This window comes from Micromonospora sp. IBSANI012, assembly GCF_052814045.1.
The window spans coordinates 4,381,579-4,407,948 of sequence record NZ_CP199933.1; the positions used below are offsets into that span (position 1 = coordinate 4,381,579).

Here is a 26,370-nt window from a genome sequence, read left to right on the forward strand (position 1 = left end):
TCGTACGCCGATGGGGATCACCGCCCGGGGCGTCGGGCTGCTCGGCGCCGCCGTGCTGCTGCTCGGTGTCGGCTTCCGCTTCGCGTACCCGGAGTTGGCGCTGCTCGGCGCGGCGGCCGCGGTGGCGGTCGGCTACGCCGTGGTGATCGCCGTCTGGCGGCCCCGGCTGGAGGTCTCCCGCAGCGCCGACCCGGACCGGGTGGCCCGCGGCGAGCCGGCCCACATGACGGTCACGGTCCGCAACGCCGGGCGGCTGCGGGCGGCGAACCTGCTGGCCGAGGACCGGTGCGGCGCGGCGACGGTGCCCGTGCCGGTGCTGCGGCTGCGTCCCGGGCGGGACACCACGGTTCGGTACGAGGTGCCGACCCGGCGCCGGGGCGTGGTGCCGGTCGGCCCGCTGCGGGTGACCCGGCGCGACCCGCTGGGGCTGGTGGCGCTCTCCCGCCCGTACGGTGCAACGGTGCCGGTCTGGGTGCACCCGCGGATCCACCCGCTGACCGCGGTGCCCACCGGCGCGGGGCGCAGCCTCGACGGCCGGTCGGACAGCGTGCCGCACGGGTCGATCACCTTCGACTCGCTGCGCGAGTACGTGGTCGGCGACGAGCTGCGCCGGGTGCACTGGCGCACCAGCGCCCGGGTCGGCGAGCTGATGGTGCGGGAGAACGTGGACACCAGCCTGCCCCGGATCGTGGTGCTGCTGGACAACCGGGCCGCCGCCCACCCGCAGCGGGTGGACGGGGTCGCCGAGTCCTTCGAGTCCGCCTGCGAGGCGGCCGCCTCGGTGGTCACCGCGACCGTCCGGGAGGACCTGCCGGTGGCGCTGCTGCTGGTGGCGCCCGGGGAGGACCGGGCCGGCGAGCCGCCGCTGGACCGGCTGGCCGCGGTGGAGCTGACCGACGGCGATGCCGACACGTTGCGCACCTCGGCGAGCCGGCTGCGGCAGGACCGGGCCGGCGACACGCTGGTCTTCCTCACCGGGCCGGGCGGCCGGGGTGACCTGGGGCAGGTGGGAGCGCTGCGCGGGGCGTACCCGTCGGTGGTGGTGGCGGTCTTCGGCGCGGACGGGCCGACGCCGGCCGCCGCGGCGGGCCTGGTGGTGCTGGACGTGGCCGACGGGGCCGGGTTCGCCGCCGAGTGGGACGGGGTCCGCCGGTGGTGACGACGCAGGCGCGCCCGACCGCGCCCGGTCCGGCGGCGCCGCCGGGCGACGGTCCGGGTGCGACGGTACGGCGGGGGCTGCGGGCGGTGCCGGTGCCGGTGGCGCTGGTCGTGATGACCGCGCTGGCCGGGGTGGTGCTCGGTCGGGTGTACGCCGACGACCTGCTGACCCGGCTGATGCTCGGCGCGGCGGTCGGCTCGGTGCTGGTCAGCGTGGCCGCCCGGCGGCTGCCGTCCTGGCTGGTGGCGCCGGTGTCGGTGGCCGCGATGGGCGGCTGGACGGCGTTCTCGCTGCACCTGGCCGCCCGGCACGCCGACCTGCCGGGCGGCTTCGGGCCGATCGTCGCCGACGCGGCCCGCAACGGCATTCCCCGGCTGCTCACCGCGATGATCCCGGTCGAGCCGGCGCCGGACACCGTGCTGGTGCCGCTGGTGGCGGCCTGGCTGGCCGGGCTGACCGGCGCGGAGGTGGCGCTGCGCGCCGGCCGGACCCTGCTCGGCTTTCTGCCGCCGGCGCTGCTCTACGCCGGCGCGCTCTACGTGGTGGGGCCGAACGCGGACCCGGCGACCTGGCCGTCGGTGGCGTTCGCCGGCGCGGTCGCGGTGGGGCTGGCCGCGTCCGACCGGCGGGGCACGCCGGGGGCGGCCGACCCGACCGCCGGGCTGGCCCCGTCGGTCCGGGCGGCCGTGCGGGCCCGGCTGGTGGCGGGCACCGCGCTCGGCCTGGCGGTGGTGGTGGGCCTGGCCGCCCTGCTCGGGCCGCTGCTGGCCGCCCGGGTCGACGACCGGCCGGTGGACCCGCGCCGCTACGTGGAGCCGCCGCGGGTGGAGTCGCTGGACGAGAACCCGCTGATCCGGATCTCCGGCTGGGCGCTCAACCCGGAGCAGAAGCTGCTGGACGTGACCACGCGGGCGCCGGCGGGGACCGAGAGCCGGATCCGGCTGGCGGTGCTCAGCGACTACGACGGGGTGACCTGGCGGGTCGGCGCGACCTACCGCAACGCGGGGCGGATCCTGCCCGCCACGGCACCTGACGCCGGACCGGTGGAGACCGTCCGGCAGGAGATCACCGTGGCCGACCTGACCGGACGGCTGCTGCCGGCGGTGGCCACCCCGCGCGAGGTCACCGGGGCGCGGGTGGCGTACGACCCGGCGACCGGAACGCTGATCCGCCCGGAAGGGCTGAGCCCGGGACTGCGCTACACGGTCACCTCGGCCCGGGAGCGGCCGGACGCGAGCCTGCTCGCCACCGCCGACGTGCCGGCCGGTGCGGAGGTGGCGCGGGTGCTGCGGGTCGCCGACGGGACGCCGGAGCCGCTGCGCAAGCTCGCCGGTCAGCTCGCCGAGGACAACGGCGCCCCGTATTCGCGGGCCGCCGCGATCGAGCAGTTCCTCGCCGAGCACTACCGGGTGGTGGCGGACGCGCCGAGCGGGCACGCGTACCCGAACTTGAACTTCTTCCTCTTCGGACCGCGCGGTGGCGGCGGGCAGCGCGGCACGTCGGAGCAGTTCGCGGCGGCGTTCGCGGTGCTGGGCCGGCTGACCGGTCTGCCGACCCGGGTGGTGGTGGGTTTCGAGTCGCGCGGCGACGGTCCGGTCCGGGCCGCCGACGCGTTCGCCTGGCCGGAGGTGCTCTTCTCGGGCGTCGGCTGGGTGCCGTTCGACCCGCTGCCCCGGCCGGACACCGAGCCCCGCCCGGTGGAGGAGGACTTCCGGCCGACGCCGGACGACCCGCCCCCGTCGGAGGTGCCCGAGCCGACCGTGGAGCCGACCGCGACCCCGCCGGCCGTGGCCGCGGCCGACCGGCCCGGAGGTGACCGGGGTCTGTCGACGCCGGTGCTGGTCGCCGTGGCGGTCGCCGGCCTGCTGCTGCTGGTCGGGGCGGCGCTGGCCACGCTGGCCGGGATGCGCCGGGCGCAGGCCCGGGCCCGGCGGGAACGGGGTGACCCCGGTGAGCGGATCGCCGGCGCCTGGCGGGAGGTCACCGACGCGCTGCGCCTGGCGGGCCGGCCGGTCGGCGGCGACCTGGCCGCCACGGAGGTGGCTCGGCACGCCCGACGAGCGTTGGCCGACGCCCGCGCCACGACGACCTCGGACCAGGCCGCTCCCCCGAACGCCGACCCGACCTCCGACCCGACCGCGCCCCGGACCGGCCAGACCGACCACGCCGGGTACGGCCTGGCCGTCGCCACCGCGCCGGCCATCGTGGACGGACCTGACGTGGACGAGCTGGCCGTCCTGCTCAACCAGGTCGCCTTCGCGCCCGGTAGCGCCACCCCGGCCCACGCCGACCGGGCGTCGGCACTCGCCGAGCAGTACGTGGCGGCCCTGCGCGCCGCCCGCCCCCGCTGGCGCCGCCTGCTCTGGTCGGTCCACCCCGGCCCCCTCCGCTGGCGCCCCTGACCCCACGTGCCCCGGCCCTCCGGGGTCCCGGGGCACCGCCAGCGCGGACTCCGTGCCCGGTGATCAAGAGGTTTGCGTCGGGAAACCGGCGGCGGTTTCTAGGCTTCAGTGCAACTGATCTTGGTTGGGCTGGAGGTGCTGGTGGCGAGGCCGGGTGTGTTGACGTTCGGGCATCGGCAGGTGTTGGAGCATTTGTGGGCCTCGGGTCGGACGATCTCGCAGATCGCTGGGCTTCTCGGGGTGCCGGTGTGCACGGTGTCGCGGGAGGTGGCGCGGAACAACAGTGCTCGGCATGGAACGAAGAATCCGCTCGGGCGGTCGTTGCCGCCCGGGCGGGCTCGTCGCCCGTATCGGTGGGGGTATCAGGCGCAGTGGGCGCAGCGGCGGACTGACGCGGCGCGACGCCGGGCGACAACGTCGAAGCTGGCGGTGGGTACGCGGCTGCGGCAGGTGGTGGCGGGGAAACTGGCTCGTAGGTGGTCTCCGAAGCAGATCGCCGCGTGGTTGCGGGCCACGTTCGCCGACCGGCCGGAGTTGCAGGTGTCCCACGAGACGATCTACCAGGCGATCTACGTGCAGTCACGGGGGAACCTTCGGGCCGAGTTGACCCGGCAGGTGGCCCTGCGGTCGGGGCGCACTGCGCGGCGCCCGCAGTCACGTACCGCGGGTGCCGCCCGTAGCCGGCGGCCCTGGATCGGCGACCTGCACATCAGCGCCCGCCCCGCCGAGGCCACCGACCGGGCGGTGCCCGGGCACTGGGAAGGTGATCTGGTCATCGGCAAGGCCGGCGCCTCAGCGATCGTGACCCTGGTGGAACGCAGCACCCGTTACGTGATGCTCGGCGCCCTACCCAACGGCCGCGACAGCGAAGCCGTCATCGGCGTACTCACCGACCTGACCACGAGGATGCCGACGCACCTGCGCCGCTCACTGGCCTGGGACCAGGGCGTGGAAATGGCCACCCACCCGCAGTTCACCGTCGTCACCGGCTGCCCGGTCTACTTCTGCGACCCCCACAGCCCCTGGCAACGCGGCACCAACGAGAACACCAACGGACTACTACGCCAGTACTTCCCCAAAAGCAGCTACGACTTCCGCACCATCGACCAGGCCGGCCTCGACGAGGTCGCCCACGAACTGAACACCCGCCCCCGCCAGACACTGAGCTGGGCAACCCCAACCCAGCGTCTCGCTCAACTCATCACGCCCTGACGATTGCACTCACCACTTGACATCGCCGGCCCGCCGCGACGCAAACTTCTTGATCACCGAGGCCGGCCCGCGGGAGGGGACGGGAGGGCGCGGGGGGTCAGGCGCGGAGGCGGCGGACGAGTTTGCGGAGGCCGGCCTGCCAGCCGTCGGGGTCCTGGGCGCGGCGCAGGGCGTACGCGGCGACCTCGGGGTGCGGCAGGATCAGGAAGCGTTCCTCGGCCAGCCCGGCGATGGCCGCGTCGGCCACCTGATCGGGGGTGAGCACCGCGCCGGAGGCCGCGATCACCCGGGCGCCGAGGTGGCCGGCGGCCAGCCCGTCGGCGAGCATCGGCGTGTCCACCCCCTGCGGGCAGAGCGCGCTGACCCGGACGCCCTGGTCGCGGTAGGTGATCGCCAGCCACTCGGCGAACCCGACCGCCGCGTGCTTGGTGGCGGTGTACGGGGCGTCGCCCACCGCGGTCAGCACCCCGGCCGCCGAGCAGGTGTGCAGCAGGTAGCCCTCACCCCGGGCCAGCATCGCCGGCAGCACCGCGCGGGCCGCGTACACGTGGGACAGCACGTTGACCCGCCAGGACCGGTCCCACTCCGCGTCGGCCGCCTCCACGCCCCCGCCGGTGGCCACGCCCGCGTTGGCGCAGAACAGGTCGATCCGGCCGTACCGTCGCTCGGTGTCGGCGACCAGCTCGCGGACCTGGTCCTCGTCGGTGACGTCCACGGCGACGGCCCGGGCAATCGGGCCGACGCTTGTGGCCACCGCGCCGGTGGCAGTGGCGTCCAGGTCGGCCAGCACCAGCGCCGCCGCGCCCTCGGCGGCGAACCGGCGCGCCAGCGCCGACCCGATGCCGCCGGCCGCTCCGGTGATCACCGCCACCCGGTCGGTCAGGTTCACGCCCGCTCCTCCCCCGCCGGCCCGAGCCGGGCGATCAGGTCGCCCAGCGCGGCGGCGCCGCCGGACGTCAACTCCGGGGTGGGCAGCAGCGCGAGCACCGGCACGTCCACCCCCGCCTCGGCGTAGCGGCGCACCTCGGCGCGGCAGTGCTCGGGCGAGCCGTGCAGCACCAGCGCGTCGACCACCTCGTCGGGCACCGCCGCGCCGGCGCCCCGCCGGTCCCCGGCGGCCCAGGCCGTCCACATCGGGCCGAGCACGCTCTCCCGGCCCAGCCAGCGGTGGAACTCGGCATACGCCGGCACGGTCAGGTAGCTGGTGATCAGCCGCCGGCCGAGGGTGCGGGCGTAGCCGGCGTCCTCGGTGGGGCAGACGAAGATCCGGGCGACCACCTCGAAGCCGGGGCCGCGCCCGCCCAGCTCGGCGAGGGCCTTCGGCACGTCGTCGGCGGCGAGCCAGTTGAGGATCACCCCGTCGGCCTCCGCGGCGGCCAGCCGGAGCATCCCGGGACGCAGCGCGGCCAGCAGCACCGGCGGCGGCACCGCCGGCGGGCGTTCAAGGGTGAACCGGCGGACGGCGAAGGTGTCGAACGCCCCGTCCACCGTCTCCCCGCGCAGCGCCGCCTGGAGGAAGCGCAGCACGTCCCGGGTACGCCGGAACGGCTCGGTGAACGGGATCGCGTTCCAGTCGTCGACCAGCACCGGCGAGGAGGCGCCGATGCCCAGCGCGAAGCGCCCCGGGGCGGCCTCGGCGAGCGCGGCGGCGCTCATGGCCAGCAGCCCGGGCCCCCGGGTGAAGACCGGGGCGATCGCGGTGCCGAGGCGCAGCCGCGGCTGCCAGGCGGCGGCGAGGGCGAGCGGGGTGAACGCGTCGGCGCCGTTGACCTCCGACGACCAGACGTCGGTGAACCCGGCCCGGTCGAGGGCCGCGTAGACCGCGGCGTGATCGGCGAGTGGGACGCCACCCAACGGCACCGTCATGCCCCATCGGTTCGTCATCCGGTCGATCGTGCCCGCTGCACCGTCCAGGGACAAGGCCGGATCACCCGGTGCCCGCCGCGCGGGCGGTCGGGATGCCAGGGACGCGCCGGGCGTGGCGGGGGTCTGCCCACCGTCGATGGGTGGCGCTAGCCTCCACGGGTGACCTTCTCCCTTGTCGCCCGGTCCGCCGACGGTCGCCTGCACGGCGTCGTGGTGGCCAGCAAGTTCCTCGCCGCCGGCGCGCTGGTGCCGGCCGCCGAGGCGGAGGTGGGCGCGCTCGCCACCCAGGCGCACGTCAACCTCGCCTACCGCCCGCAGGGGCTGGCCCTGCTGCGCAGCGGTGTCGCCGCCGCCGACGTGGTGGCCGGCCTGGTCGCTGCCGACCCGGGCCGGGACGACCGGCAGCTCGGCGTCGTCGGCGACACCGGCGACGGCGCCACCTGGACGGGTCCGCGCTGCCACGACTGGGCCGGCGGGCAGGCCGGCGAGGGCTGGGCGGCGCAGGGCAACATCCTCGCCGGGCCGCACGTCATCGACGCGCTGCGCGACGCCTGGCTGGGCGGGGCCGCCCTGCCGTTCCCGCAGCGGCTGCTCGCCGCGCTGCGCGCCGGCGACGATGCCGGCGGCGACCGCCGCGGTCGGCAGAGCGCCGGCATCCTGGTGGTCCAGCGCCACGGTGGGTACGCGGGCACCGGCGACACCCTGGTCGACCTGCGGGTGGACGACCACCCCGACCCGGTCGCCGAGCTGGGTCGGCTGCTGGACATCCACACGCTGCTGTTCGGCAAGCCCGACCCGGCCACCCTGCTGGACCTCACCGGCCCGCTCGCCGACGAGGTGACCGCCCTGCTCAGCGCCGTCGGGCACCCGGTCGGCGGGGCGGGGCTGGACGACGCGCTCGCCTCCTGGGCCGGCGTGGAGAACCTGGAGGAGCGACTGGTCCCCGGCCGGATCGACCCGATCGTCCTGGCCCACTTGCGCGCCGGCGTCGCGCACGTCCCGGCACCCCGTACCGCGACCTGACCGCCCGCCCAGCACCACCGGCCCCGGCGGCGGCCGAAGACGACGGGCGGGTCAGCCGCCGAAGGTGAGCCAGCGGAAGCCGGAGGCGGTCACCTCGGCGCGCTCGGCCTCGGTGAGCGGCAGCCGGCCGGTGGTCTTGCGGATCAGGGTGAGCGGGTCCCAGCCCAGCCGCGCCGGGACGGGCCGGCCGCCGGTGAGCAGGTCGGCGACCACCCGGGCGGCGGTCGGGGTCAGCCACGGCCGCCGGTCCAGCGCCCGGGCCAGGTCGAGGCCGTGCACGCCGACCTCCACCACCCGGGTGACCAGGAAGTCGGACAGGGTCATCGCGTCGCCGTGCCGGGTGCGGACCACCCGGTCGGCGGGCTGCGCCGCGACGGCGGAGTCGATGCCCCGCCAGGCGGCGGTGAAGGCCTCGGCCGTCGCCGCCACGTCGGCCGGTCGACGGGCCTCCCGGCGGGCGCTGTCGACCCGCGCGGCGTCGACCTCCGGGGTGAACTTCGCCGCGCCGAAGTAGCTGGCGGCGTCCACCTCCGCCCGGGGCGGGGCCGGCGCGGCGAGCATGTCGACCAGGCGGCCGGCGCCGGTGCTGACGTGGGCGACGAGGTCGCGGACGGCCCAGGGTGGGCAGGGGGTCGGGCGGTCCAGTTCCGCCTCGGTCAGGGTGCGCAGCACCCCGTCGAGCCGGGCGCACTCGTCCCGGAACGCCGTCCGTACCGTCTCCACCGGGCCGATCCTCCCCCGCCGTCGTCGTGCTCGTACCCTGCCACGTCGGTTTCGGCCGGCCGGTCGCGGGTACGCGCCGGGCCGACGAGAGGGGGCGGGCGACAGATGGCGGGCATCATGCTGCGCAGCACCGCGTTCAACGACCACGACCAGTTGCCGGGGCGGTTCTCGCGAGACGGCGGGAACGCGTCACCGCCATTGGAGTGGTCCGACGTACCGGAGTCCGCGACCGAGCTGCTGCTGCTGGTCGAGGACCCGGACGCCGGGCGGAGTCCGTTCCTGCACTGGCTGGTCACCGGGATCTCCCCGACCTCCGGCGGGGTCGGAGAGGGCATGGTCCCCGAGGGCGGCCAGGAGTGGCCCAACGGCTTCGGCACCACCGGGTGGGGTGGACCGCACCCGCCGCAGGCCGACGAGGCGCACCGCTACTTCTTCCGGCTGTACGCCCTGGAACGCCCGGTCGACCTGCCGGACGCCCCGCAGGCCGCCGACGTGCACGCGGCACTGGCCGGCCGGGAGGTGGCCTCCGGCACCATGGTCGGGACGTACCGGCGCTGATCAGCCCTTGTAGCGGGGCACCAGGCGGTGCATCGGGAGCAGCACCAGCGCGGCCACCACGGCCATCGTGCCGGCGATGCCGGCGGCGCTGCCCGCGTACCCGATGAAGAGCGGACGGCGGCTCAGCTCGTCAACCGGCACCTGCTGCTGGTCGAGCAGCCAGGACAGGGCCAGTCCGCTGGCGACGACGGCCGCCAGGCCGCCCAACCCGAGCAGGGCCGCGGCGACCCGGTGCGCGTCCTCGGCGGAGACCTGCGCCTGCTCCCGCTGGAAGACCAGCAGGAGCAGCCCGGCCAGCGCGGCCCAGACGCCGACCACGAGGAACGCCGCCACGGCGTCGCTGGGCCGGTGCCAGCCGGCGGAGAGGGTGGCCACGCCGGCGGTGGCGGCGTACGCGACGCCGAGGAACGCCCCGAGCGGGCGCACCTTGGGCGGCAGCACCAGGATCAGCGCCAGCGCCACCGAGGCGGCGATGGTGGCGTGCCCGCTGGGCAGGCTGTTGCCGGCGGCGTCCCGTTCCGGGTCGATGCCCAGCGCCGGCCGGTCGAGGATGTACTTGAGCAGTTGCGTGCTGACGTTCGCGCCCGCGATCAGCAGGGTGGCCGCGACGGCGAGCGCCTTGCGCCCACGGATCAGCGCGATGAAGCCGATCACGGCCGTGGCGACCAGCAGCGACACCACCGACATCGCGTTGAGGATCCGGCTGACCGGCCCGTCGATGCGGTCCTGGCCGATCTGGTTGCCGGTCAACGCGACCGTGTCCAGCCACTGGCCGGTCCCGGTGTGCACGGCGAAGCGCCACAGCACGACGAGAGCGGCCGCCTGGACCAGAGCCAGTACGACCAACCAGACCGCGGTCCAACCTCTTGCCGTCTCGCGCACCCGCACACCGTAACGGCACACCCGGCAGGTCGCTCGCCGGGCCACCGGTGCGGCCCGGCTAGGTTGGGGCCGGACCACGGGAGGTGACGGTGGGCGGTACGGCGGAACGGGAGCCGGTGCTCGCGGAGCGGCCGGAGTCGCTGGCGGACCTGCTGGGCGGGCGGGGCGGGGCGGTGGACGCGACCCTGCCACCGGTGGCGTTCACCCTCGGCTGGCTGCTGACCGGGCGGTCCATCGCCGGCGGGGTGGCGGCGGCCGTGCTGGCCGGCACGGCGGTGGCCGGGTGGCGGCTGCGCCGGGGTGACCGGCCGAGGTCGGTGCTGGTCGGGCTGCTCGCCGTCTGCGTCGCCGCGTTGATCGCGCTCTACACCGGACGGGCGGCCGACTTCTTCCTGGTGCAGCTCTTCTCCAACGCGGCGAGCGCGCTGGTCTGGGTGGTCAGCATCGTGGTGCGCTGGCCGCTGCTCGGGGTGGTGGTCGGGGTGGCGCTGCGGCAGCGGAGCCGGTGGCGGCGGGACCGGGCGCTGCTGCGGGCGTACTCGCGGGGCAGCTGGGTCTGGGCGGCGACGTACGCGTTGCGGGTGGCGGTGTTCCTGCCGCTGTACCTCGGCGGTCAGGTGGTCGCGCTGACGGTGGCCCGGGCAGCGCTGACCTGGCCGCTGGTGGCGGCGGCGCTGACGGTGAGCTGGCTGCTGATCCGGCGGTCGCTGCCGACCGGCCACCCGGGGCTGCGGCACCCGGTCACCCCGGACGGAAGCTGAACCGGGGGGAAAATTAAGGGAGAGGCCGCCACGGGGGGAGCGGCCTCTCCGAGAAACACGGTACTCCGTCGCGCGGCGTCGTGTGATCCCACGACGCCCTCTTTTTTCGCGGCTTTTCCCCGACGCACGCCGCGGCGAGCGGTGGGGTGGGTCGCCCGATCCGCTGCGTCGACCGGACGGTCGACCCACCCCGGCCCGACCGTGGGAATCGGGCCGCCCGCCGACCGGGCCGTCCGCTCCCCCGGGCCCGGTCGGCCCCCGGGTGGGTGGCGCCGCGCCACCCACCCGGGAGGGTCACCTCACCCGTTCGGGAACAGGTTGCCGTAGTCGGCGTACGCCATGGCGACGTCGGCCTGGGCCCAGAACCGGTGGTAGTTGAAGGCCGGCTCGGCGCCACCGTTGAGATAGGCCTGCACCTTCGGCCAGTCGGGGTCGTTCTTGTAGAACGACCGGATGTCCAGGAAGCTCTTGCCCGCCGCGATGGCGTCGCCGTTGGGCATCTTCCCGGTCCAGCCGGACGGGACGTAGAGGCCCTGTCCGTCGGCGGCGGTGTAGACGTCGTCGAAGCGCCGGTAGTCGCCGCGCTTCTCGGTGGTGGAGACGCCCTTGGCGTCGCTGGCCGCGTGGAGGGCGTCCAGCAGCCCCTTGGCGGTGTTCTTGGCCGACACGTTGCCCGACTTCGCCGCGTACGCGATCAGGGTGCGGGCGTAGGCGGCGGCGACGCCGACGTCCTGGCCCTTCACCGTCACCTCGACGTGCAGGTTGGTGTTCGCCTGCGGGTTGGCCGGGTCCCAGTTGGCGGGTTGGCCGGTCCACTTCATGTCCGACGGGATCGACCAGTTGGCGCCCACCGTGGTGTTGGCGATGGCCCACGGCACCCACTTGTCCAGCAGCGCCTTGGCCTTGGCGTTGCCGGTCAGCAGGTACAGCTCGGCGATCCGCTGCATCGACCAGGCCTGCATGCCGAACCACTGGTTGGACGGCGGGTCGTTGTAGACCGGGTCGACGTCGTAGTACATGCCGTAGAAGGTGGCGGTGCCGGCCGGCGGCTGGGCGTAGCTGCCGTCCCAGCTGTTGGTCGCGCCACCGGCGATGCCGCCCTCGGCGGACTGGAGCCAGGTGTAGAACTCCAGCTGCCGGTCGAAGCTCTTCTGCCAGTCGGCGACCGCGGTCGGCGACTTGGGCTTCAGCTCCGGCACGTTGGTCAGCGCCCAGGCCGCGAGCGGATTCTGGTAGCCGAAGTGGTTGTGGCTGGAGCCGATCCGCCAGGACCAGTTCTGGCTGGGGTCGTACGCGCCGCCCCAGGCGTAGTACCAGGACATCAGGTAGTGCGCCGAGTCCCGGCCACTGCCGGCCGGGCAGGTGCTGGCCCCGACGCAGTTGCCGATCTTCTTGAAGTACTTGTCGAACATGGAGTAGCGCAGGTAGTCACCCATCTTGGCGGCCTTCGCCACGGTGGCCGCCACGTCGGCCTCCCGGCCCTGGGCCTTGGCCCAGGTCAGCGCCCAGTACGCGGCCTGCACGGCGCGGGCGTCGGCGTCCGGGGCGTTGGTGTACTTCCACTGCTTCGCGGGGGCGCTGCCCTCCTTGACGAACAGGTCCAGGTAGCCGTACTGGCCGCCGTGGGCGAAGGTGTCGCAGGAGGGCTGCGGCACGGTCTCCCACACCGACTCCTGGGTGCCCCGCTGGAAGGTGTTGATGTACGCCGGCCGGGTGGTGCCGTCACCGCAGCGGCCGAAGCCGTAGGTGTTGTCGACGTCCAGCAGCCAGTGCATGCCGTAGATGTCACCGGTGCCGTAGGTGCTCTGCAGTTCCGAGCGGAGCGGGTCCTGGCCGACCGCGACGGAGGGCTGCAACTGCGACGGGTACTGGCTGGGCAGGTTGTACTCGGCGGCGTACTGGGCGGTGCCCGCCGCGCCGGCCGCCGGCTGGTCCGAATGATTCGGAATTATGTATTTCTCCATCACGGTCCAGGCGTTGTTGAACGGGGCCCAGTTCTGGGTGACCCGGCCGTACTGCGCCTCCAGCCAGAGCCAGAAGCTGAACGCCTCCGAGGTCGTCTCGTGGCCGTGGTCGGGCGCCTCGACGATCAGCGTCTCGACCGAGTGGTACGGCACGCCCTCCGGGCTGAAGTACCCGGAGTTCTTGATCTTGCCGTACTGGTCGAGGAACCGCTTGATGTAGGCGTTGTCCCCACCCGGGGTGTCGTTGTCGATCTCCATGACGGCGATCGCCAGCGGCGCGAAGCCGGTGGCCGAGGCCGTGACGGTGGCGGTGCCGCCCAGGGTGTCCCCGTCCTCGGCCGCGGCGACGGTGGCCGTCACCCCGGTGTTCCAGTTGGCCGGGGTGAGCGTGACGGTCGCCGGGGTGACGGTGACGTCGGTGTCGCCGGTGCGGGTGAGGGTCACCGGCACGTTGGCGCTGGGCGGGGCGCTGAGCTTCAGGCTGACCGTGCCCGTGCCGCCCTCGGTCACGCTGACCGCCGACGGGGTGGCCACCAGCACCGGACCGGAGGCGGGGTTGACGGTGAACGCCTTCTCCGCCACCGCGACGCCGTTGGCGTTGTCGTACGCCTTGGCCTGCACGGTGTAGCCGCCGGCCGGCAGGTCCTCAAGGGTGTAGCCGTACGGGGCGGTGGTGTCGGTGTTGACCAGCAGGCCGTTGCGGTAGAACTCGACCTTGGCGATCGTCCCGTCCGGGTCGCTGGCGGTGGCGGTGAGCGGCACGTCGGCCGGTGCCTCGAACGGCCCGGTCGGCAGCCCCAGCGACACCGTCGGCGGCTGGTTGGCCGGGGTGCCGTTGCAGGCGACCCCATTGAGGGTGAAGGCGGTGGGCTTCGGGTTGCTGCCGGAGTACGCGCCGTTGAACCCGATGGTGGTCGACGCGCCGGCGCCGAGGCTGCCGTTCCACGACTCGTTGGTCGCGGTGACCTCGCTGCCGGTCTGGCTCCACCTCGCCGACCAGCCCTGGGTGACGCGCTGGGAGCTGTTCGGGAAGGAAAACTTGAGCGTCCACCCGGTGAGCGCGTCGCCCAGGTTCTTGACGGTGACGTTGGCGGTGAAACCGGTGTTCCAGTCGTTGGTCGCGTAGACCACGTCGCAGGCGGGGGCGGCCTGCGCGGCGCCGGCCGGCAGGGTCACCCCGCCGATGGCCAGCGCGGTGGCGGCGAACATCGCCGTCCGGCGACGTCTTGCCCAGAGTCTCATGTGCGCGGTGTCTCCTCGGAGGAGGGCCGGAGCCTGACGGGCCGCCGGCGAGGCGCCTCCACGCGAGCAGGGAACGCGGGGGACGGAGGCGCCCGGGAAGGTGGTCGGTGCGGAACTGCGCCGGTCTGCCGCCCCTGGGGCGGCACCGGCGGCGGTTCCTCGGGGTGCCGTCTGGAGATCCCGGATGCCCTCGGCGACCCACGCTCACGCGAGCTGGCTCCGCTGCGTCGATTCGACAGTCTGCCATGGAAGCGCTCCCACGACAACACCGCAGGTGGGACAGCGATCAATGTTTCGATCTCGTTTTGGGGCTTTCACAAACCCGTGACGGGCGTTACAGTCGCATCGTGGTGGGAGCGCTTCCATCGACAAAGATGCACTTGTTTCGTCGACCGTGGTCGCCCGGCCGCGGTGCAGGCCAAGAGGCTGACGACGGGCCAGCCCGGACATCGTCGCCAGCCGACACCCGCCAGTGACGGAGGGAGGTGGAACCAGAGCCACTCGCGTGGCCCGGCTCCCGCGCGACACGCACGGCGGACGCCAATTCGACTCGTGCGTGTGTGCACCAAGGTGGGGACGGGGGTTGCCCTCCCCCGTCCCCACACTAAAGCCCCGTAGTCGACGGGAAAAGAGGCCGACGGGACAGGCGCGTACGCCGCCCGGCCGGCCTCGCTCGCTATCTGCGCCCCGCCCGGCGCGTGGACGACCGACGGCGCCCGTCACATCTTCACTTCCCCCCATCCCGGCCGCCTCCGCGCGGCCCTCTAGGCTGGCGGTCCGCCCCCGAGGCGGCCGGAACGCCGCATGCCGGTGCTGGGAGCGCTCCCGGCCGTCGGGGTGGCCCGCACCCTGAGGAGAAACACCGATGTCGATACCCACCCGACGGCGACCGCTGCACCGCGCCGCGCCCTCCGCCACCGCCAGCGCCGGGCTCTCCCCGGTCGGGGCCGCCGTGGCCGGCGCGGCCGCCGCCGTGACGGCCGGCTGCGACACCCCGCCGGACGGGGACCCGACTGCCATCCCCGGCGCGGGCACCCTGCGCTTCCCGCGCGACTTCGGCTGGGGCGCGGCCACCTCGGCCTACCAGATCGAGGGCGCCGCCAAGGAGGACGGGCGCGGCGAGTCGATCTGGGACACCTTCAGCCGTACCCCGGGGCGGACCCGCAACGGCGACACCGGCGACGTGGCCGCGGACCACTACCACCGCTGGTCCGAGGACCTGGACCTGATGCGCGACCTCGGCCTGCGCAGCTACCGGTTCTCCGTCTCCTGGCCCCGCATCCAGGCCGACGGCACCGGCCGACCCAACCAGCGCGGCCTGGACTTCTACCGCCGGCTGGTCGACGGCCTGCACGAGCGCGGCATCGCGCCCATGGTCACCCTCTTCCACTGGGATCTACCCCAGTCGTTGCAGGACGCCGGCGGCTGGGAGAACCGGGACACCGCGTACCGCTTCGCCGACTACGCCGACGCCGTGTTCCGGGGCCTGGGTGACCAGGTGCCGGTGTGGCTGACCGTCAACGAGCCGAAGACCGTGGTGCAGAACGGCTACCTCTGGGGCCACCACGCCCCGGGCCGGCAGGATCCGGACGCCGCGTACCTGGTCGCCCACCACCTCCAGCTCGCGCACGGCCTGGCGGTGCGCGCCCTGCGGGCCACCGGCTCCACCGCACGGATCGGGCCGGCGTTCAACCTGCACCCGTGCTACCCGGCCGACGACACCCCGGCCGCGGCGGCCGCGACCCGGCTCTACGACGGGTACGAGAACCGGCTGTACCTGGACTCCGTCCTCACCGGCGCGTACCCGGCCGACGTGCTGGCCGACCTCGGCGAGGACAGCCGGCTCGTCCGGGGTATCGCCGACGGCGACCTGGAGATCATCTCCAGCCCGGTCGACCTGCTGGCCGTGCAGTACTACACGCCGATCTACGTCACCGCCGACGGCGGCACCGTGCGGCGCTGGGCCACCTCCGAGGCGGAGTGGCAGCAGATCCACCCCGAGGGGATGTACGACATCCTGACCCGGGTCACCCGCGACTACGGCCCCGTCCCGATCACCGTCACCGAGAACGGCCTGCCCTCCCCGGACGTCCTGGCCGCCGACGGCACCGTCGACGACGCCGGCCGGATCGCCTTCCTGCGGGACCACTTCGCCGCCGCGCACCGCGCGATTGGCGCCGGCGTGCCGCTGGAGAGCTACCACGTCTGGTCGCTGCTGGACAACTTCGAGTGGGCCGAGGGCTACGACCAGCGCTGGGGACTGGTCTACGTGGACTATGCCACCCAGCGCCGCATCCCCAAGCGCAGCGCCCACTGGTACCGGCAGGTGATCAGCGACAACGGCCTCTGAGCCACCCGCCGGCCGGGACCGGCGCACCGGACCGCGTGGGGGCGGTCGGGTGGTCCGACCCGCCGGGGCGGGCGGGTCCGGCCGAGCGGGACCGGCCGGCCGGCGGGAGCGGTCGTCGTCAGCGGGGCAGCGCCTGCTGCAACTCGGCACGCAGCGCCGGGGTGAGCATCTCACCGGCCTGCTTGGCCAGCCGGGCCATCTCGTAGCCCACCACGCCGATGTCGGCGTCGGACGCGGCCAGCGTGGCGAGGATCGAGCCGTCGCGGATCTGCATCACCAGGAAGTAGCCGCGCCCCATCTCGACGACCGTCTGCTTGACGATGTCGCCGTCGAACATCTGGGCCGCCCCCGCGGTGATGCTCATCAGGCCGGAGGTCACCGCGGCGAGCTTGTCGGCGTGGTCGCGGGGCAGGTGCGCCGAGATCGCGACCAGCAGCCCGTCGGAGGAGACCACCACGGCGTGGGCCACCCCCGGCACCCGCTCCGCGAACGCGTTGACCAGCCAGCTAAGGTCTCGCGCCTCCTGGCTCAACGTCGTCACTGTCGTCCTCCTTCGCTGTGCCCACCGAACGGCGGCAAGATTATCTCCCGGGTCTCCTCGGCCTCGGCCCGGCGGACCCCGCTGTACAGCCGCGACAGCATTCCACCGACCGCCTCCGGGTCCGGGTCGTCCCGTGTAGCGGCAACCTCCGGCCGGGCCGGCTCGGTGACCGCGGAGAGCTGAGCCATCGGCACCCGCACCGGCAGGCCTCGTTCGTTGGTGCCCCCGAAGACAGGCGTCGCGGGCGGCGTGGGCGTCACATCAGCGGCCGGCACCGGGGCGGACGGTGCAGGCCCCTGGCGGGACCACCAGCCGCCGCCGGCCGCCGGGGCGCCCGCGGCCGGCGACAGCACGTCCTCGGCGCGGACCGGCACCGGCCGCCCCTGCACGGGCACCACCGGAGCCGGGTCGGGACGACGGCCGGCCACCGGCAGCTCCGTCGGCGCCGGCGCACCGGCCGGCCGTCGCGGCCCGCCGGGCCGGGTCGCGCCGGCGACCGCCGTGGTCAGCATCCGGGGTGAGACCGGCGCGTCCAGCTCTGCCGGGGGCGCGGCGGCCAGCAGCGCGGCGGGCAGCTCGATCCGGGCGACCAGGCCCTGGGCGCCGCCGCTGAGGCGTACCCGGATGCCGTGCCGGGCGGCGAGGTGGCTGACCACGAACAGGCCCATCCGCTCCGAGGCGGCCACGTCGGCGGCCGGCGGGGAGGCCAGCACGGTGTTGGCCTGTTCCAGCGCCGCCGGGCTCATCCCCAACCCCTGGTCGACGATCTCCACCACCGCGCCGGCGCCCTCGGCCCGGGCGCCCACCCGGACCACGGTGTCGGGCCGGGAGAAGGCGGTGGCGTTCTCCAGCAGCTCGGCCAGCAGGTGCACCAGCTCGCCGACGGCGTGCCCGACCACGTACAGGTCGGCCACCGACTCGCGGCGGACCCGCTGGTACTGCTCGATCTCGGCGCTGGCGGCCAGCAGCACCGCCCCGAGACCGACCGGGCGGTTCCACCGCCGGGTGGACTCCGTGCCGGCCAGCACCAGCAGGCTCTCGTCGTTACGGCGCATCCGGGCGGCCAGGTGGTCCAGCTTGAACAGGTTCTCCAGCTGGTCCGGGTCGGCCTCCTCCCGTTCCAGGTCGTCGAGCAGCTCCAGCTGCCGCTCCACCAGCACCTGGCTGCGTCGGGCCAGGTTGACGAACATCGCGTTGACGGTGCGCCGCGTCTCCGCCTGCTCCACCGCGACGCTGACCGCGCTGCGGTGCACCGCGACGAACGCCTCGGCCAGCTCGCCGATCTCGTCGGAGGAACGGACGACCGGGGGCGGCACGTCGATGGTGGGCACGCCGCCCTGCACCGAGCGGAGCCGGTCCAGCGCGTCCGGCAGCTCGACCTGGGCGATCCGCAGGGCCTGCCCGCGCAGGCGCTGCATGGAGTTGGCGATCGACCGGCCAATGAGCAGGGCGAGCAGCACGGCGAGCCCGAGCACCACCACGATGCCGCCGACCACCAGCAGGGTGGTGCGCAGCCGGTCGCCACTGACCGTGTCGGCCCGGGTCACCGCGTCGTCCAGCACCCGCGCCTCCAACTGGCGCAGCAGCTCCTGCCGCTGCTCGCTGGCGGCCCACCACTGCGGCGCGGGCAGCACCTCCGCGCGGGCGCCGCCGGTGGGCAGGCTCTTCTCCTCCAGCTTCATCGCCGCGACGAACGCCGGATCGACCGAGGTCCGGTCGTAGAGCCGGACCTGATCGTTGGTGGCGGCGACCCGGAACGCGCCGAGCGCGGCCAGCTGCTGCGCCCGCAGGTCGGTGAGGGTCACCTGGTCGTCCAGGTCGTAGCGGCCGGCTCGGGCGGCGGCGTAGAGCTGCCCGCGGATCCGCGACGACAGCTCCTTGACCCGGGCGAGCTGCACGTACCGCAGCACGGCGTCGGTGAGCACGGGCTGCTGCTCCCCCGGCGAGGGCTCCGCCAGCAGGTTGAGCAGCGCCTCGATGGCCCGGTGGTAGTTGCTCAGGATGGTGTCACTGTTGAGCACCGCCGGCGGCACCGCGGCCCGGATGTAGACCACCTGGTCGTACGCCTCCAGCGCCTCGCCGTACGCCACCCGCCAGGACGCGTCGGCGTCGGCCAGCGGCTGCGCGGCTCCGCGCAGCTCGCTGACGGCCTGGTCGGTGGCCGCCTGCAACGGCCGCAGCGCGCTGATCGCCGCGTCCCGGTCGGCCTGGCTCCCGGCCCGGCGCAGCTCGGCCAGCTCCCCCGCGGAGCGGTCCCGCTCCTGCTGGAGCCGGTCCACCACGGTGGTGATCTGCCGGCCGATGCCGACCTGCCGGGCGAAGTCGCTCAGCGCGGTGGTCTGCCCGACCAGCGCCGCGGTCTGCACGCCGGCCAGCACCAGGAAGGCCACGGACGGGATGACCAGCACGGTGGCGAGCTTGGTGCGCATCCGCCAGTCGCGCAGCCGGAACGGCGAGCGCCGCCGGTGGGGTACGACCCGGACGGCCCCCCGGCTCCGACCACCCTGCTCGCCCTGCCTCGGGTCGGGACCTGCGCCCACACCTGCCTCCTCGGTCCCCCGCCTCCCCCGCGTCAGGGAGCGGGGTCCATCCAACCAGGCCCGCGAGCTGTGTCAACGGGGCGTGGCACAGCTCCGGTCAGGAAGCGGCGCCGGAGCGCTGCGGCGCGCGTCCCTCGTCGAGCGGATCGGTCATCGCCAGCCGCCCCGCCTCGGCCACCCGGCCCAGCGCCACCAGCGCCGCGCCGATCGCCCCGATCTCCGGCTCGGCGCGGTGCCGCACCGGGCGGGGCGCCAGCGCCGTGGCGAACGCCGAGCGCCACCACACGGAGGCAGCCATCGCTCCCCCACCCAGCACCACCTCCATCGGCGTCTCGACGGTGGACTCCAGCACGGCCAGATCGTCGGCGACCATCCGGCACAGGCCGGCCATCAGTCCGGCCAGGATCTCCACCCCGGTGGTGGCGAAGCTGAGCCCGCGCAGCTCGCCGGCACCGGCCGGAGCGAAGCCGGGTGGCCGGTCGCCGCCGAGGCGTGGGTCGGCCGTCACCGCGCCACCGTCCGGCGGCACGCGGGCCAGCGCGGCCGACAGCTCCGGACCCTCGGGCAGCCGCAGCTCCCGCTTGGCCCAGGTGTACAGGTTGCCTCCGCTGGAGTAGGCCGCTCCGGTCACCACGTACTCGTGGTCCACCCGGTAGCGCCAGAGTTCCTTGGGCAGCGGCGGCAGCGGCTCCCCGGCCGGCAGCCGATGCAGCAGCCGGACCGCCGCGGAGGTGCCCACGGTCACCGCCGCACGCCGCCCGTCCACGCAACCGGAGCCCACGTTGGAGGCGGCCCCGTCACCGACCGGGACGGACCAGGCCACGCCGGCCAGCTGCGGCCACCGACGGGCGTGCTCCGCGCGCAGTCGCCCACTCCATCCCGTCGGCGCCAGCTCGGGCAGCTCGCCCGGGCGGACCCCGGCCAGCTCGCAGGCCTCGGCGTCCCAGGTCAGCGTGCGCAGGTCGAGCAGTCCCGTGCCGGAGGCCATGGAGACCGACATCGGCGCGGTGTCGAGCAGTTGGCCGAGGACGTACTCGGCCAGGCCGGCGAACCGGGCGATCGGGCTGCCGCACCGCGCCCGGAGCCAGGGCAGCCGGAGCGGCCAGTAGCCGCGGTGCCACCACCCGCCGGTCCGTTCGTGGTAGGCATCCGGATCGGCCGGGCCGGCGTTGCCGGGGGCCGGCGCGGGGCGGGTGTCCAGCCAGGTCAGGACCGGCCCGAGCGGCGCACCCGCGGGGTCGAGCGGCACCACCGAGTGCCACTGCGCCGAGACCGCGACCAGGTGCACGTCGCGCAGGTGCCCGGCGGCGGCGAGCTCGTCCAGGCACTCGACCAGGCAGGCCAGGTACTGCGCGGGGTCGAGGGTGCCCGAGCCGCGGTCGCCGATGCTCACGTGCACCTTGCGCCGCGCCAGCGCACCCGGCCGCGGAGCCGCGTCGGCGTCGAGCACGAGCCCGCGTACCGAGGAGGTGCCGAGGTCGAGAGCGAGAATGTTCATCGCCGGTCACGGTACCCGCCGACCGGCCCGCCGAAGCCTCGATCGGTGGCGGGCGCGCGACGCGTACCTCGGACGGCTTCCGCGTCCGGCGGGGGCCGCGTAGGGTGGTCGACATGCTCGCGCACCTGTCCTGCTGGTGGCCCGCCGACCCGGCGGCCACCTTCCGCGCGTAGCTTTCCACGCGGCCGCCCGACGAGGCGGCCGCCGGTCTCTCCCCGGCTCCCGGGCCGCCCCGACGGGCGGCGCCGACGGCCCGGAGGAGACACCGATGAACCGCCCGCACGACCTGCTCGCCGCCCTCGCGCACGACGCCGACCCCGGCCCGTTCGCGCTCGTCCGTCGCGAGGGCGCCGCGCACCTCGACCTCTTCACGGGTACGGTCCGCACCGCCGACCGGCTCGCCGACCTGCCGCTGCCGGACGGGGCGGCCGGCCCCCGCACCCTGGCCCTGGTGCCGTACCGGCAGATCGCCGAGCGGGGCTTCGAGTGCGTCGACGACGGCACGCCGCTGGAGTACCTGGAGATAGCCGGGCACGCGCGGATCACCCTGACCGACGCGCTCGCCGCGCTGCCGCAGGCGCCGGTGGTCACCACGGGCGCCGCGTTCGACGTCGCCGACGAGGAGTACGCCGGCACCGTCGAGCGGGTGCTGGCCGAGGAGATCGGCCGCGGCGAGGGCGCCAACTTCGTCATCCACCGCACCCTGCGGGCGACGGTGCAGGGATCGCCGCTGCGGGCGGGGCTGGCGGCGCTGCGCCGGCTGCTGCTCGGCGAGCGGGGCGCGTACTGGACGTTCCTGGTGCACACCGGGCACCGGATCCTGGTCGGCGCGAGCCCGGAGCGGCACGTCAGCGTCGACGACGGGCTGGTGATGATGAACCCGATCAGCGGCACCTTCCGGCACGCCGGCGCGGCCCCGGACCGCGCCGCCCTGCTGCGCTTCCTCCGCGACCCCAAGGAGGTCGAGGAGCTGTACATGGTGCTCGACGAGGAGCTGAAGATGATGGCCACGGTCGCCGAGCACGGCGGCCAGGTGGTCGGGCCGTACCTGAAGGAGATGGCGCACCTCGCGCACACGGAGTACCTGCTCGCCGGGCGGGGCTCGAAGGACGTCCGGGAGGTGCTGCGGGAGACGATGTTCGCCCCAACGGTGACCGGCAGTCCGATGGAGAACGCCTGCCGGGTGATCGCCCGGCACGAGCGCTCCGGGCGGCGCTACTACTCCGGCGTGCTGGCCCTGCTCGGGCGCGACGGCGAGGGCCGGCAGACGCTGGACGCGCCGATCCTGATCCGGACGGCGGAGATCTCCCCCGCCGGTGAGCTGCGGGTGCCGGTCGGGGCGACCCTGGTGCGGCACTCGACCGCCGCGGGCGAGGTCGCCGAGACGCACGCCAAGGCGGCCGGGGTGCTCGCCGCGCTGGGGCTGGCTCCGCAGGCGCCGGCCGCCGACCCCACCCGGGCGGTACGCCTCGCCGACGACCCCGAGGTGCGGGCGGTGCTCGCCGCGCGGAACACGCCACTGGCCCGGTTCTGGCTCGACCAGCGGGTGCCCGGGGCGACCACGCTGGCCGGGCTGACCGGTCGGCGGGCGCTGATCGTGGACGGCGAGGACACCTTCACCGGGATGCTCGCCCACCAGCTCGGCGCCCTGGGTCTCGCCGTGGACGTCCGGCCGTGGCAACGGGCCGCCCCGCTCGACGGGTACGACCTGGTGGTGGTGGGGCCCGGGCCGGGCGACCCGGGCGCGATCACCGAGCCGAAGATGGCGGCGCTGCGGGCGCTGCTGGCCGACCGGCTAGCCGCCGGCCTGCCCACGCTGGCGGTCTGCCTCGGCCACCAGCTGCTCGCCGGCCTGCTGGGGTTGCCGCTGCACCGGCGCGAGGCGCCGTACCAGGGATTGCAGCGGGACGTGTCGGTCTTCGGCACGTCCCGGCGGGTGGGCTTCTACTCCACCTTCACCGCCCTGGCCGACCGCGACCGGCTCGGCACCCGGTACGGGCCGGTGGAGCTGTCCCGTGACCCGGCCGACGGGGCGGTGCACGCGCTGCGCGGCCCCGGGTTCGCCGGGGTGCAGTTCCACCCGGAGTCGGTGCTCAGCCGGGACGGGCTGGCGGTCCTGGCGGACCTGCTCGGACACCTGCTGGCCCGTCCGGCGCTGACCGCGCATGGACCGGCCGATCGCGGGTAGGGGTTGCGGCGACCGGTGGACCGGACGGGCCGAGAGCCCCCGCCCGGACCACCGGTCGCCCCCTGACGTCAGCCGGCGGCGAGGCCGCGCTTGACCGCGGCGCCGAGGCGCACCGCCCGCTTGGCGGTCAGGGCGGTGGCACCCAACGCCAGCTGGTCCGGGGCGGTCTCCCCGTTGTTGCTGGTGTGCGAGGCGCCGTACGGGTTGCCCGCGGCGAACTGGCTCGGCTCGGTGTAGCCGGGGGTCACCACGAGACCGCCCCAGTGGTAGAAGATCGTGAACAGCGACAGCAGGGTGGACTCCTGCCCGCCGTGCGAGGTCGCGGTGGAGGTGAAGGCGCTGTAGACCTTGTCCACCAGGGCGCCCTGCGACCAGAGCGGGCCGGTGGTGTCGATGAACTGCTTGAGCTGGGCGGCAATCATCCCGTAGCGGGTGGGCGAGCCGAAGATGATCACGTCGGCCCAGGACAGGTCGTCGAGCTGGGCCTCGGGGACGTCCTGGGTCTCCAGGTGGTGGGCCTGCCAGCCCGAGTTGGAGCGGATCGCCTCGTCGGGCGCCAGCTCGCGTACCTTGCGCAGGCGCACGTCGGCGCCGGCCTCGCCGGCGGCCTCGCAGGCCGCCTGCGCCATCTGGTAGGTGATGCCGGTCGCGCTGTAGTAGACCACCGCTACCTTGACCTGGCCGTCCATCGGCACGTCCCTCCTCGGTTCGGATCAGCTCCCGCGACTACCCGTCACATGCCGGGTCAAACTGCAACATCGAGCGGGTCGCAGCCTGACCTGGTCGAGGCCGGCAATCCGGCACCCGGATCGAGGGACTGCCCGCGGCCGGGACGGGAAGGAGAGGCGGATGAGCATCGGAAAGCGCCGGCCCTCGTGCCCGCCCTACCCGAAGGCCGACCGGCGATGAGCGACTACGGTCACCCGCTGCTTTTCGGATCGTTCACCACACCGGCGAGCGACGACCCGGCGGGCACCGTCGCCCTCGCCGTCCTGGCCGAGCAGGTCGGGCTGGACCTGGTCACCTTCCAGGACCACCCGTACCAGCCGAAGTTGCTCGACACCTGGACGCTGCTGAGCTACGTCGCCGCGCGGACCAGCACGGTGGGCCTGTCGGCGAACGTGACGAACCTTCCGCTGCGCCCGCCGGCGGTCCTCGCGCGCAGCGTGGCGAGCCTCGACCTGCTCAGCGGCGGCCGGGTCCGGCTGGGCCTGGGGGCGGGCGCGTTCTGGGACGCCATCGAGGCGATGGGCGGCCGCCGGCTCACCCCGGCGCAGGGGGTGCGGGCCCTGGAGGAGGCCATCGACGTCATCCGCCAACTGTGGGACGCCGGCGCGCGCGGCGGCGCGCGGGTCGACGGCGAGTTCCACCGGGTGCACGGGGCCAAGCGCGGCCCGGCCCCCGCCCACCCGGTGCCGATCTGGCTGGGCGCCTACAAGCCCCGGATGCTCGCGCTCACCGGCCGGCGGGCCGACGGCTGGCTCCCGTCGCTGGGCTACCTGCAACCCGGCGACCTGACCACCGGCAACCAGATCATCGACGACGCCACCCAGCAGGCCGGCCGATCGCCCCGGGACGTCCGGCGGCTGCTCAACATCACCGGACGGTTCAACGCGGTCGGTCGCGGCCCGCTGGACGGACCCGCGGAGCAGTGGGCCGAGGAACTGGCGGACCTGGCCCTGAGCGAGGGCGTCAGCGTCTTCATCCTCGGCAGCGACGACCCCGACGACCTGCGCCGATTCGCCGCCGAGGTGGCGCCCGCCGTCCGCGAGCTGGTCACCGCCGACCGGCGCTGAACCGGCGGCGGCACGGCACGGAATGACGAGGTGGTGTCCCTGATGCGCCACTTCCTCGGCCGCGTCCACCCTCCTGGCGTCGGGCCGTAGCCGGCTCAAGATTTGCGCAAGTTCCCTGCGGGGCGGTGCCCGCCGGCCTCGCCGACCGGGATCCTGGTCGCACGGGTGCCGGCGGCCCGGGACACCGCCGACGCATTATGGACCTGAACGGGGGATCGCGCTCCGCCTGCGAGAGCGGGCGTAGCGCGATCAGGGCCCGTGTCAGCTGGGGGGCTCCGCCAACGGGTCGGCGGCCGGTGTCCGGCTCAGTCGTCGAGTCGGTCGCGCAGGTCGTCGACCTGTTGCTGGAGGCGGTCCACCGCACCCTCGTCGTTGACGAAGGTGCTGATCCCGGCCGCGAGGGCCAACCCGAGCAGCACCGCCAGCACGCTGAGCACCAGCCCCCCGATCGCCACCCCCCGCCCGGTCACCCCCGGGCGGCGGCTCATCTTCAGCCCGACGATCCCCAGGATCACCCCGATGATCCCGAGCAGCAGACCGATCCAGGCGAGGATGGCGGTCAGCACGCTGAACAGCGCCGCCACGCCGAACACCAGGGCGAAGGTGGCGGCGGCGCTGGTCTTGGCCGCCGTACCTCCGGCGGGCCGGGCGCGCGGGGCGGGCTCACTGGACGCGGTCATCTCATACCTCGCATTCTTCGCTACGGTCCCGGATGGCTTCGCTACGATCCCGGATGGCGCATCCCCGATGTCCCGACACTTATGCGTCCCCTCGGCACCCGCTCCTCCCGCTGCTGCTATCCACGCCCTTCCCGGCGAATGTGCTCCGAACGGGCCGGGTAGCCAGGTCGTGACCCACGAGAGGAAGGACGAACGATGCGACTCACCGAACAGCAGGTCCGCTCGCTGTACGGGCAGGACGTCCAGGACCGCTCGGGCGCCAAGGTCGGCAGCGTGGCCCAGGTCTGGGCCGACCCCGCCGGCGAGGCCACCTGGGTCAGCGTGCAGACCGGCGTGATGGGCCACCACGAGTCCATGGCGCCGCTGGCCGGGGCCGGGATGGCCGAGGGTCGCCTGCGGGTGCCGTACGACAAGGCCACCGTGCGCAGCGCGCCCGCCGTCGAGTCGGGCACCGAGGCGCCGCTCGGCGCGGACCAGCTCGCCCAGCTCTACCGGCACTACCAGCTCCAGCAGCAGCAGGAGCAGCCACAGCGGCGGCCCGGTGCGCCGGAGATGATCCGGTCCGAGGAGCGGCTGCGGGTCGGTACCCAGAGCGAGCCGGCGGGCAAGGCCCGGCTGAGCAAGCACGTGGTGACCGAGGACGTGCACACCACGGTGCCGGTCGAGCACGACGAGGTACGGGTGGTGCGCGAGCCGATCACCGCGGCGAACCGCGGCAACGCCCGGCCGGACATCCGCGATGAGCAGCGTGAGATGGAGCTGCGCGCGGAGCGGCCGGTGGTCAGCAAGGACCAGGTGCCCGTCGAGCGGGTCCGGCTCAACAAGGACGAGATTGTCGAGAATGAGCCGATCGACGCGCAGGTCCGCCGCGAGCGGGTCGACGCGGACGTGCCGGAGCCGGCACGCCGGCGGCGCTGACCGCGACCGCCACGGTCGGTGATCGTGGACGTCGGGCGGGTGGGCCACGGCCCGCCCGCCCGGCGGC

Annotated in this window: 20 protein-coding genes; 10 read left to right on the forward strand and 10 right to left on the reverse strand. The window is 74.7% G+C overall.

Going from position 1 to position 26,370, the window contains the following annotated elements; genetic code table 11:
• The first annotated feature begins 10 nt into the window (after nt 1-10).
• The 3 genes from ACTWM8_RS20245 to ACTWM8_RS20255 all read left to right on the forward strand — a co-directional run bounded on the left by ACTWM8_RS20245 (nt 11) and on the right by ACTWM8_RS20255 (nt 4,773).
• On the forward strand, nt 11-1,159 hold the full coding sequence (locus ACTWM8_RS20245; RefSeq protein ID WP_446210418.1) for a DUF58 domain-containing protein: 1,149 nt from the start codon (nt 11-13) through the stop codon (nt 1,157-1,159).
• A complete protein-coding gene (locus ACTWM8_RS20250) occupies nt 1,135-3,561 on the forward strand; it encodes a DUF3488 and transglutaminase-like domain-containing protein (protein ID WP_446210419.1) in 2,427 nt (808 codons plus the stop codon). The genes ACTWM8_RS20245 and ACTWM8_RS20250 overlap by 25 nt, the downstream gene beginning before the upstream one ends.
• Nucleotides 3,562-3,669: 108 nt before the next feature.
• Nucleotides 3,670-4,773 carry an IS30 family transposase gene (locus ACTWM8_RS20255; protein ID WP_446210420.1) on the forward strand — a complete coding sequence of 368 codons (1,104 nt, stop codon included), beginning with the start codon at nt 3,670-3,672 and terminating at the stop codon, nt 4,771-4,773.
• A gap of 97 nt (nt 4,774-4,870) precedes the next feature.
• Here ACTWM8_RS20255 and ACTWM8_RS20260 read toward each other — a convergent pair whose 3' ends face one another.
• The gene (locus ACTWM8_RS20260; protein WP_446210421.1) at nt 4,871-5,662 is read right to left on the reverse strand and encodes an SDR family oxidoreductase; all 792 of its coding nucleotides are present in this window, start codon (nt 5,660-5,662) and stop codon (nt 4,871-4,873) included.
• A complete protein-coding gene (locus tag ACTWM8_RS20265; RefSeq protein WP_446214609.1) occupies nt 5,659-6,639 on the reverse strand; it encodes an LLM class F420-dependent oxidoreductase in 981 nt (326 codons plus the stop codon). Before ACTWM8_RS20265 ends, ACTWM8_RS20260 begins: the two co-directional genes overlap by 4 nt.
• Nucleotides 6,640-6,798: 159 nt before the next feature.
• Here ACTWM8_RS20265 and ACTWM8_RS20270 point away from each other — a divergent pair, with 159 nt between their 5' ends.
• Nucleotides 6,799-7,662 carry a DUF1028 domain-containing protein gene (locus ACTWM8_RS20270; RefSeq protein WP_446210422.1) on the forward strand — a complete coding sequence of 288 codons (864 nt, stop codon included), beginning with the start codon at nt 6,799-6,801 and terminating at the stop codon, nt 7,660-7,662.
• Nucleotides 7,663-7,713: 51 nt separating this feature from the next.
• On the opposite strand, the gene ACTWM8_RS20275 is transcribed toward ACTWM8_RS20270, so the two are convergent.
• On the reverse strand, nt 7,714-8,385 hold the full coding sequence (locus ACTWM8_RS20275) for a maleylpyruvate isomerase family mycothiol-dependent enzyme (RefSeq protein ID WP_446210423.1): 672 nt from the start codon (nt 8,383-8,385) through the stop codon (nt 7,714-7,716).
• Nucleotides 8,386-8,490: 105 nt separating this feature from the next.
• Here ACTWM8_RS20275 and ACTWM8_RS20280 point away from each other — a divergent pair, with 105 nt between their 5' ends.
• Nucleotides 8,491-8,943 (forward strand): YbhB/YbcL family Raf kinase inhibitor-like protein, encoded by a 453-nt coding sequence (locus ACTWM8_RS20280; protein ID WP_446210424.1) that lies wholly within the window; start codon nt 8,491-8,493, stop codon nt 8,941-8,943.
• On the opposite strand, the gene ACTWM8_RS20285 is transcribed toward ACTWM8_RS20280, so the two are convergent.
• Nucleotides 8,944-9,831 (reverse strand): phosphatase PAP2 family protein, encoded by an 888-nt coding sequence (locus tag ACTWM8_RS20285; protein ID WP_446210425.1) that lies wholly within the window; start codon nt 9,829-9,831, stop codon nt 8,944-8,946.
• A gap of 83 nt (nt 9,832-9,914) precedes the next feature.
• Between ACTWM8_RS20285 and ACTWM8_RS20290 the strand changes: the two genes are divergently transcribed.
• Nucleotides 9,915-10,586 (forward strand): DUF3159 domain-containing protein, encoded by a 672-nt coding sequence (locus tag ACTWM8_RS20290; RefSeq protein ID WP_446210426.1) that lies wholly within the window; start codon nt 9,915-9,917, stop codon nt 10,584-10,586.
• A 299-nt stretch (nt 10,587-10,885) separates the two neighbouring features.
• On the opposite strand, the gene ACTWM8_RS20295 is transcribed toward ACTWM8_RS20290, so the two are convergent.
• Nucleotides 10,886-13,792 (reverse strand): glycoside hydrolase family 48 protein, encoded by a 2,907-nt coding sequence (locus tag ACTWM8_RS20295; RefSeq protein WP_446210427.1) that lies wholly within the window; start codon nt 13,790-13,792, stop codon nt 10,886-10,888.
• Nucleotides 13,793-14,657: 865 nt separating this feature from the next.
• On the opposite strand from ACTWM8_RS20295, the gene ACTWM8_RS20300 reads away from it, so the two are divergent.
• Nucleotides 14,658-16,142, forward strand: coding sequence for a GH1 family beta-glucosidase (locus ACTWM8_RS20300; protein ID WP_446210428.1), 1,485 nt, complete (start codon nt 14,658-14,660; stop codon nt 16,140-16,142).
• Nucleotides 16,143-16,260: 118 nt separating this feature from the next.
• On the opposite strand, the gene ACTWM8_RS20305 is transcribed toward ACTWM8_RS20300, so the two are convergent.
• From ACTWM8_RS20305 to ACTWM8_RS20315, 3 genes are all read right to left on the reverse strand, one after another.
• On the reverse strand, nt 16,261-16,683 hold the full coding sequence (locus ACTWM8_RS20305; RefSeq protein WP_154936150.1) for a roadblock/LC7 domain-containing protein: 423 nt from the start codon (nt 16,681-16,683) through the stop codon (nt 16,261-16,263).
• Nucleotides 16,680-19,223, reverse strand: a complete 2,544-nt coding sequence (locus ACTWM8_RS20310; protein WP_446210429.1) for a sensor histidine kinase — start codon at nt 19,221-19,223, stop codon at nt 16,680-16,682. The genes ACTWM8_RS20305 and ACTWM8_RS20310 overlap by 4 nt, the downstream gene beginning before the upstream one ends.
• 97 nt (nt 19,224-19,320) lie before the next feature.
• Nucleotides 19,321-20,721, reverse strand: coding sequence for an FGGY family carbohydrate kinase (locus tag ACTWM8_RS20315; protein ID WP_446210430.1), 1,401 nt, complete (start codon nt 20,719-20,721; stop codon nt 19,321-19,323).
• A 268-nt stretch (nt 20,722-20,989) separates the two neighbouring features.
• Between ACTWM8_RS20315 and ACTWM8_RS20320 the strand changes: the two genes are divergently transcribed.
• Nucleotides 20,990-22,909, forward strand: a complete 1,920-nt coding sequence (locus ACTWM8_RS20320; protein WP_446210431.1) for a chorismate-binding protein — start codon at nt 20,990-20,992, stop codon at nt 22,907-22,909.
• A gap of 68 nt (nt 22,910-22,977) precedes the next feature.
• Here the strand turns inward: ACTWM8_RS20320 and wrbA are convergent, their stop codons facing one another.
• Nucleotides 22,978-23,598, reverse strand: a complete 621-nt coding sequence (gene wrbA, locus ACTWM8_RS20325; protein WP_446210432.1) for an NAD(P)H:quinone oxidoreductase — start codon at nt 23,596-23,598, stop codon at nt 22,978-22,980.
• Between the two features lie 216 nt (nt 23,599-23,814).
• Between wrbA and ACTWM8_RS20330 the strand changes: the two genes are divergently transcribed.
• Complete coding sequence (locus tag ACTWM8_RS20330; protein WP_446210433.1) at nt 23,815-24,705, forward strand: LLM class flavin-dependent oxidoreductase; 891 nt, start codon at nt 23,815-23,817, stop codon at nt 24,703-24,705.
• 305 nt (nt 24,706-25,010) lie between these two features.
• On the opposite strand, the gene ACTWM8_RS20335 is transcribed toward ACTWM8_RS20330, so the two are convergent.
• Entirely contained in the window at nt 25,011-25,385 is a 375-nt protein-coding gene (locus ACTWM8_RS20335; RefSeq protein ID WP_446210434.1) for a hypothetical protein, read from the reverse strand.
• A gap of 195 nt (nt 25,386-25,580) precedes the next feature.
• On the opposite strand from ACTWM8_RS20335, the gene ACTWM8_RS20340 reads away from it, so the two are divergent.
• Nucleotides 25,581-26,303 (forward strand): YsnF/AvaK domain-containing protein, encoded by a 723-nt coding sequence (locus tag ACTWM8_RS20340; RefSeq protein WP_446210435.1) that lies wholly within the window; start codon nt 25,581-25,583, stop codon nt 26,301-26,303.
• Nucleotides 26,304-26,370 lie beyond the last annotated feature (67 nt).

Bases quoted from the DNA above. Each gene is read 5' to 3' on its own strand.
- ACTWM8_RS20245 (WP_446210418.1), top strand. From the start codon at position 11: ATGGGGATCACCGCCCGGGGCGTCGGGCTGCTCGGCGCCGCCGTGCTG.
- ACTWM8_RS20330 (WP_446210433.1), top strand. From the start codon at position 23,815: ATGAGCGACTACGGTCACCCGCTGCTTTTCGGATCGTTCACCACACCG.
- ACTWM8_RS20295 (WP_446210427.1), bottom strand. From the start codon at position 13,792: ATGAGACTCTGGGCAAGACGTCGCCGGACGGCGATGTTCGCCGCCACC.
- ACTWM8_RS20280 (WP_446210424.1), top strand. From the start codon at position 8,491: ATGGCGGGCATCATGCTGCGCAGCACCGCGTTCAACGACCACGACCAG.
- ACTWM8_RS20340 (WP_446210435.1), top strand. From the start codon at position 25,581: ATGCGACTCACCGAACAGCAGGTCCGCTCGCTGTACGGGCAGGACGTC.
- ACTWM8_RS20300 (WP_446210428.1), top strand. From the start codon at position 14,658: ATGTCGATACCCACCCGACGGCGACCGCTGCACCGCGCCGCGCCCTCC.
- ACTWM8_RS20265 (WP_446214609.1), bottom strand. From the start codon at position 6,639: ATGACGGTGCCGTTGGGTGGCGTCCCACTCGCCGATCACGCCGCGGTC.
- ACTWM8_RS20335 (WP_446210434.1), bottom strand. From the start codon at position 25,385: ATGACCGCGTCCAGTGAGCCCGCCCCGCGCGCCCGGCCCGCCGGAGGT.
- ACTWM8_RS20315 (WP_446210430.1), bottom strand. From the start codon at position 20,721: ATGAACATTCTCGCTCTCGACCTCGGCACCTCCTCGGTACGCGGGCTC.
- ACTWM8_RS20320 (WP_446210431.1), top strand. From the start codon at position 20,990: ATGAACCGCCCGCACGACCTGCTCGCCGCCCTCGCGCACGACGCCGAC.
- wrbA (WP_446210432.1), bottom strand. From the start codon at position 23,598: ATGGACGGCCAGGTCAAGGTAGCGGTGGTCTACTACAGCGCGACCGGC.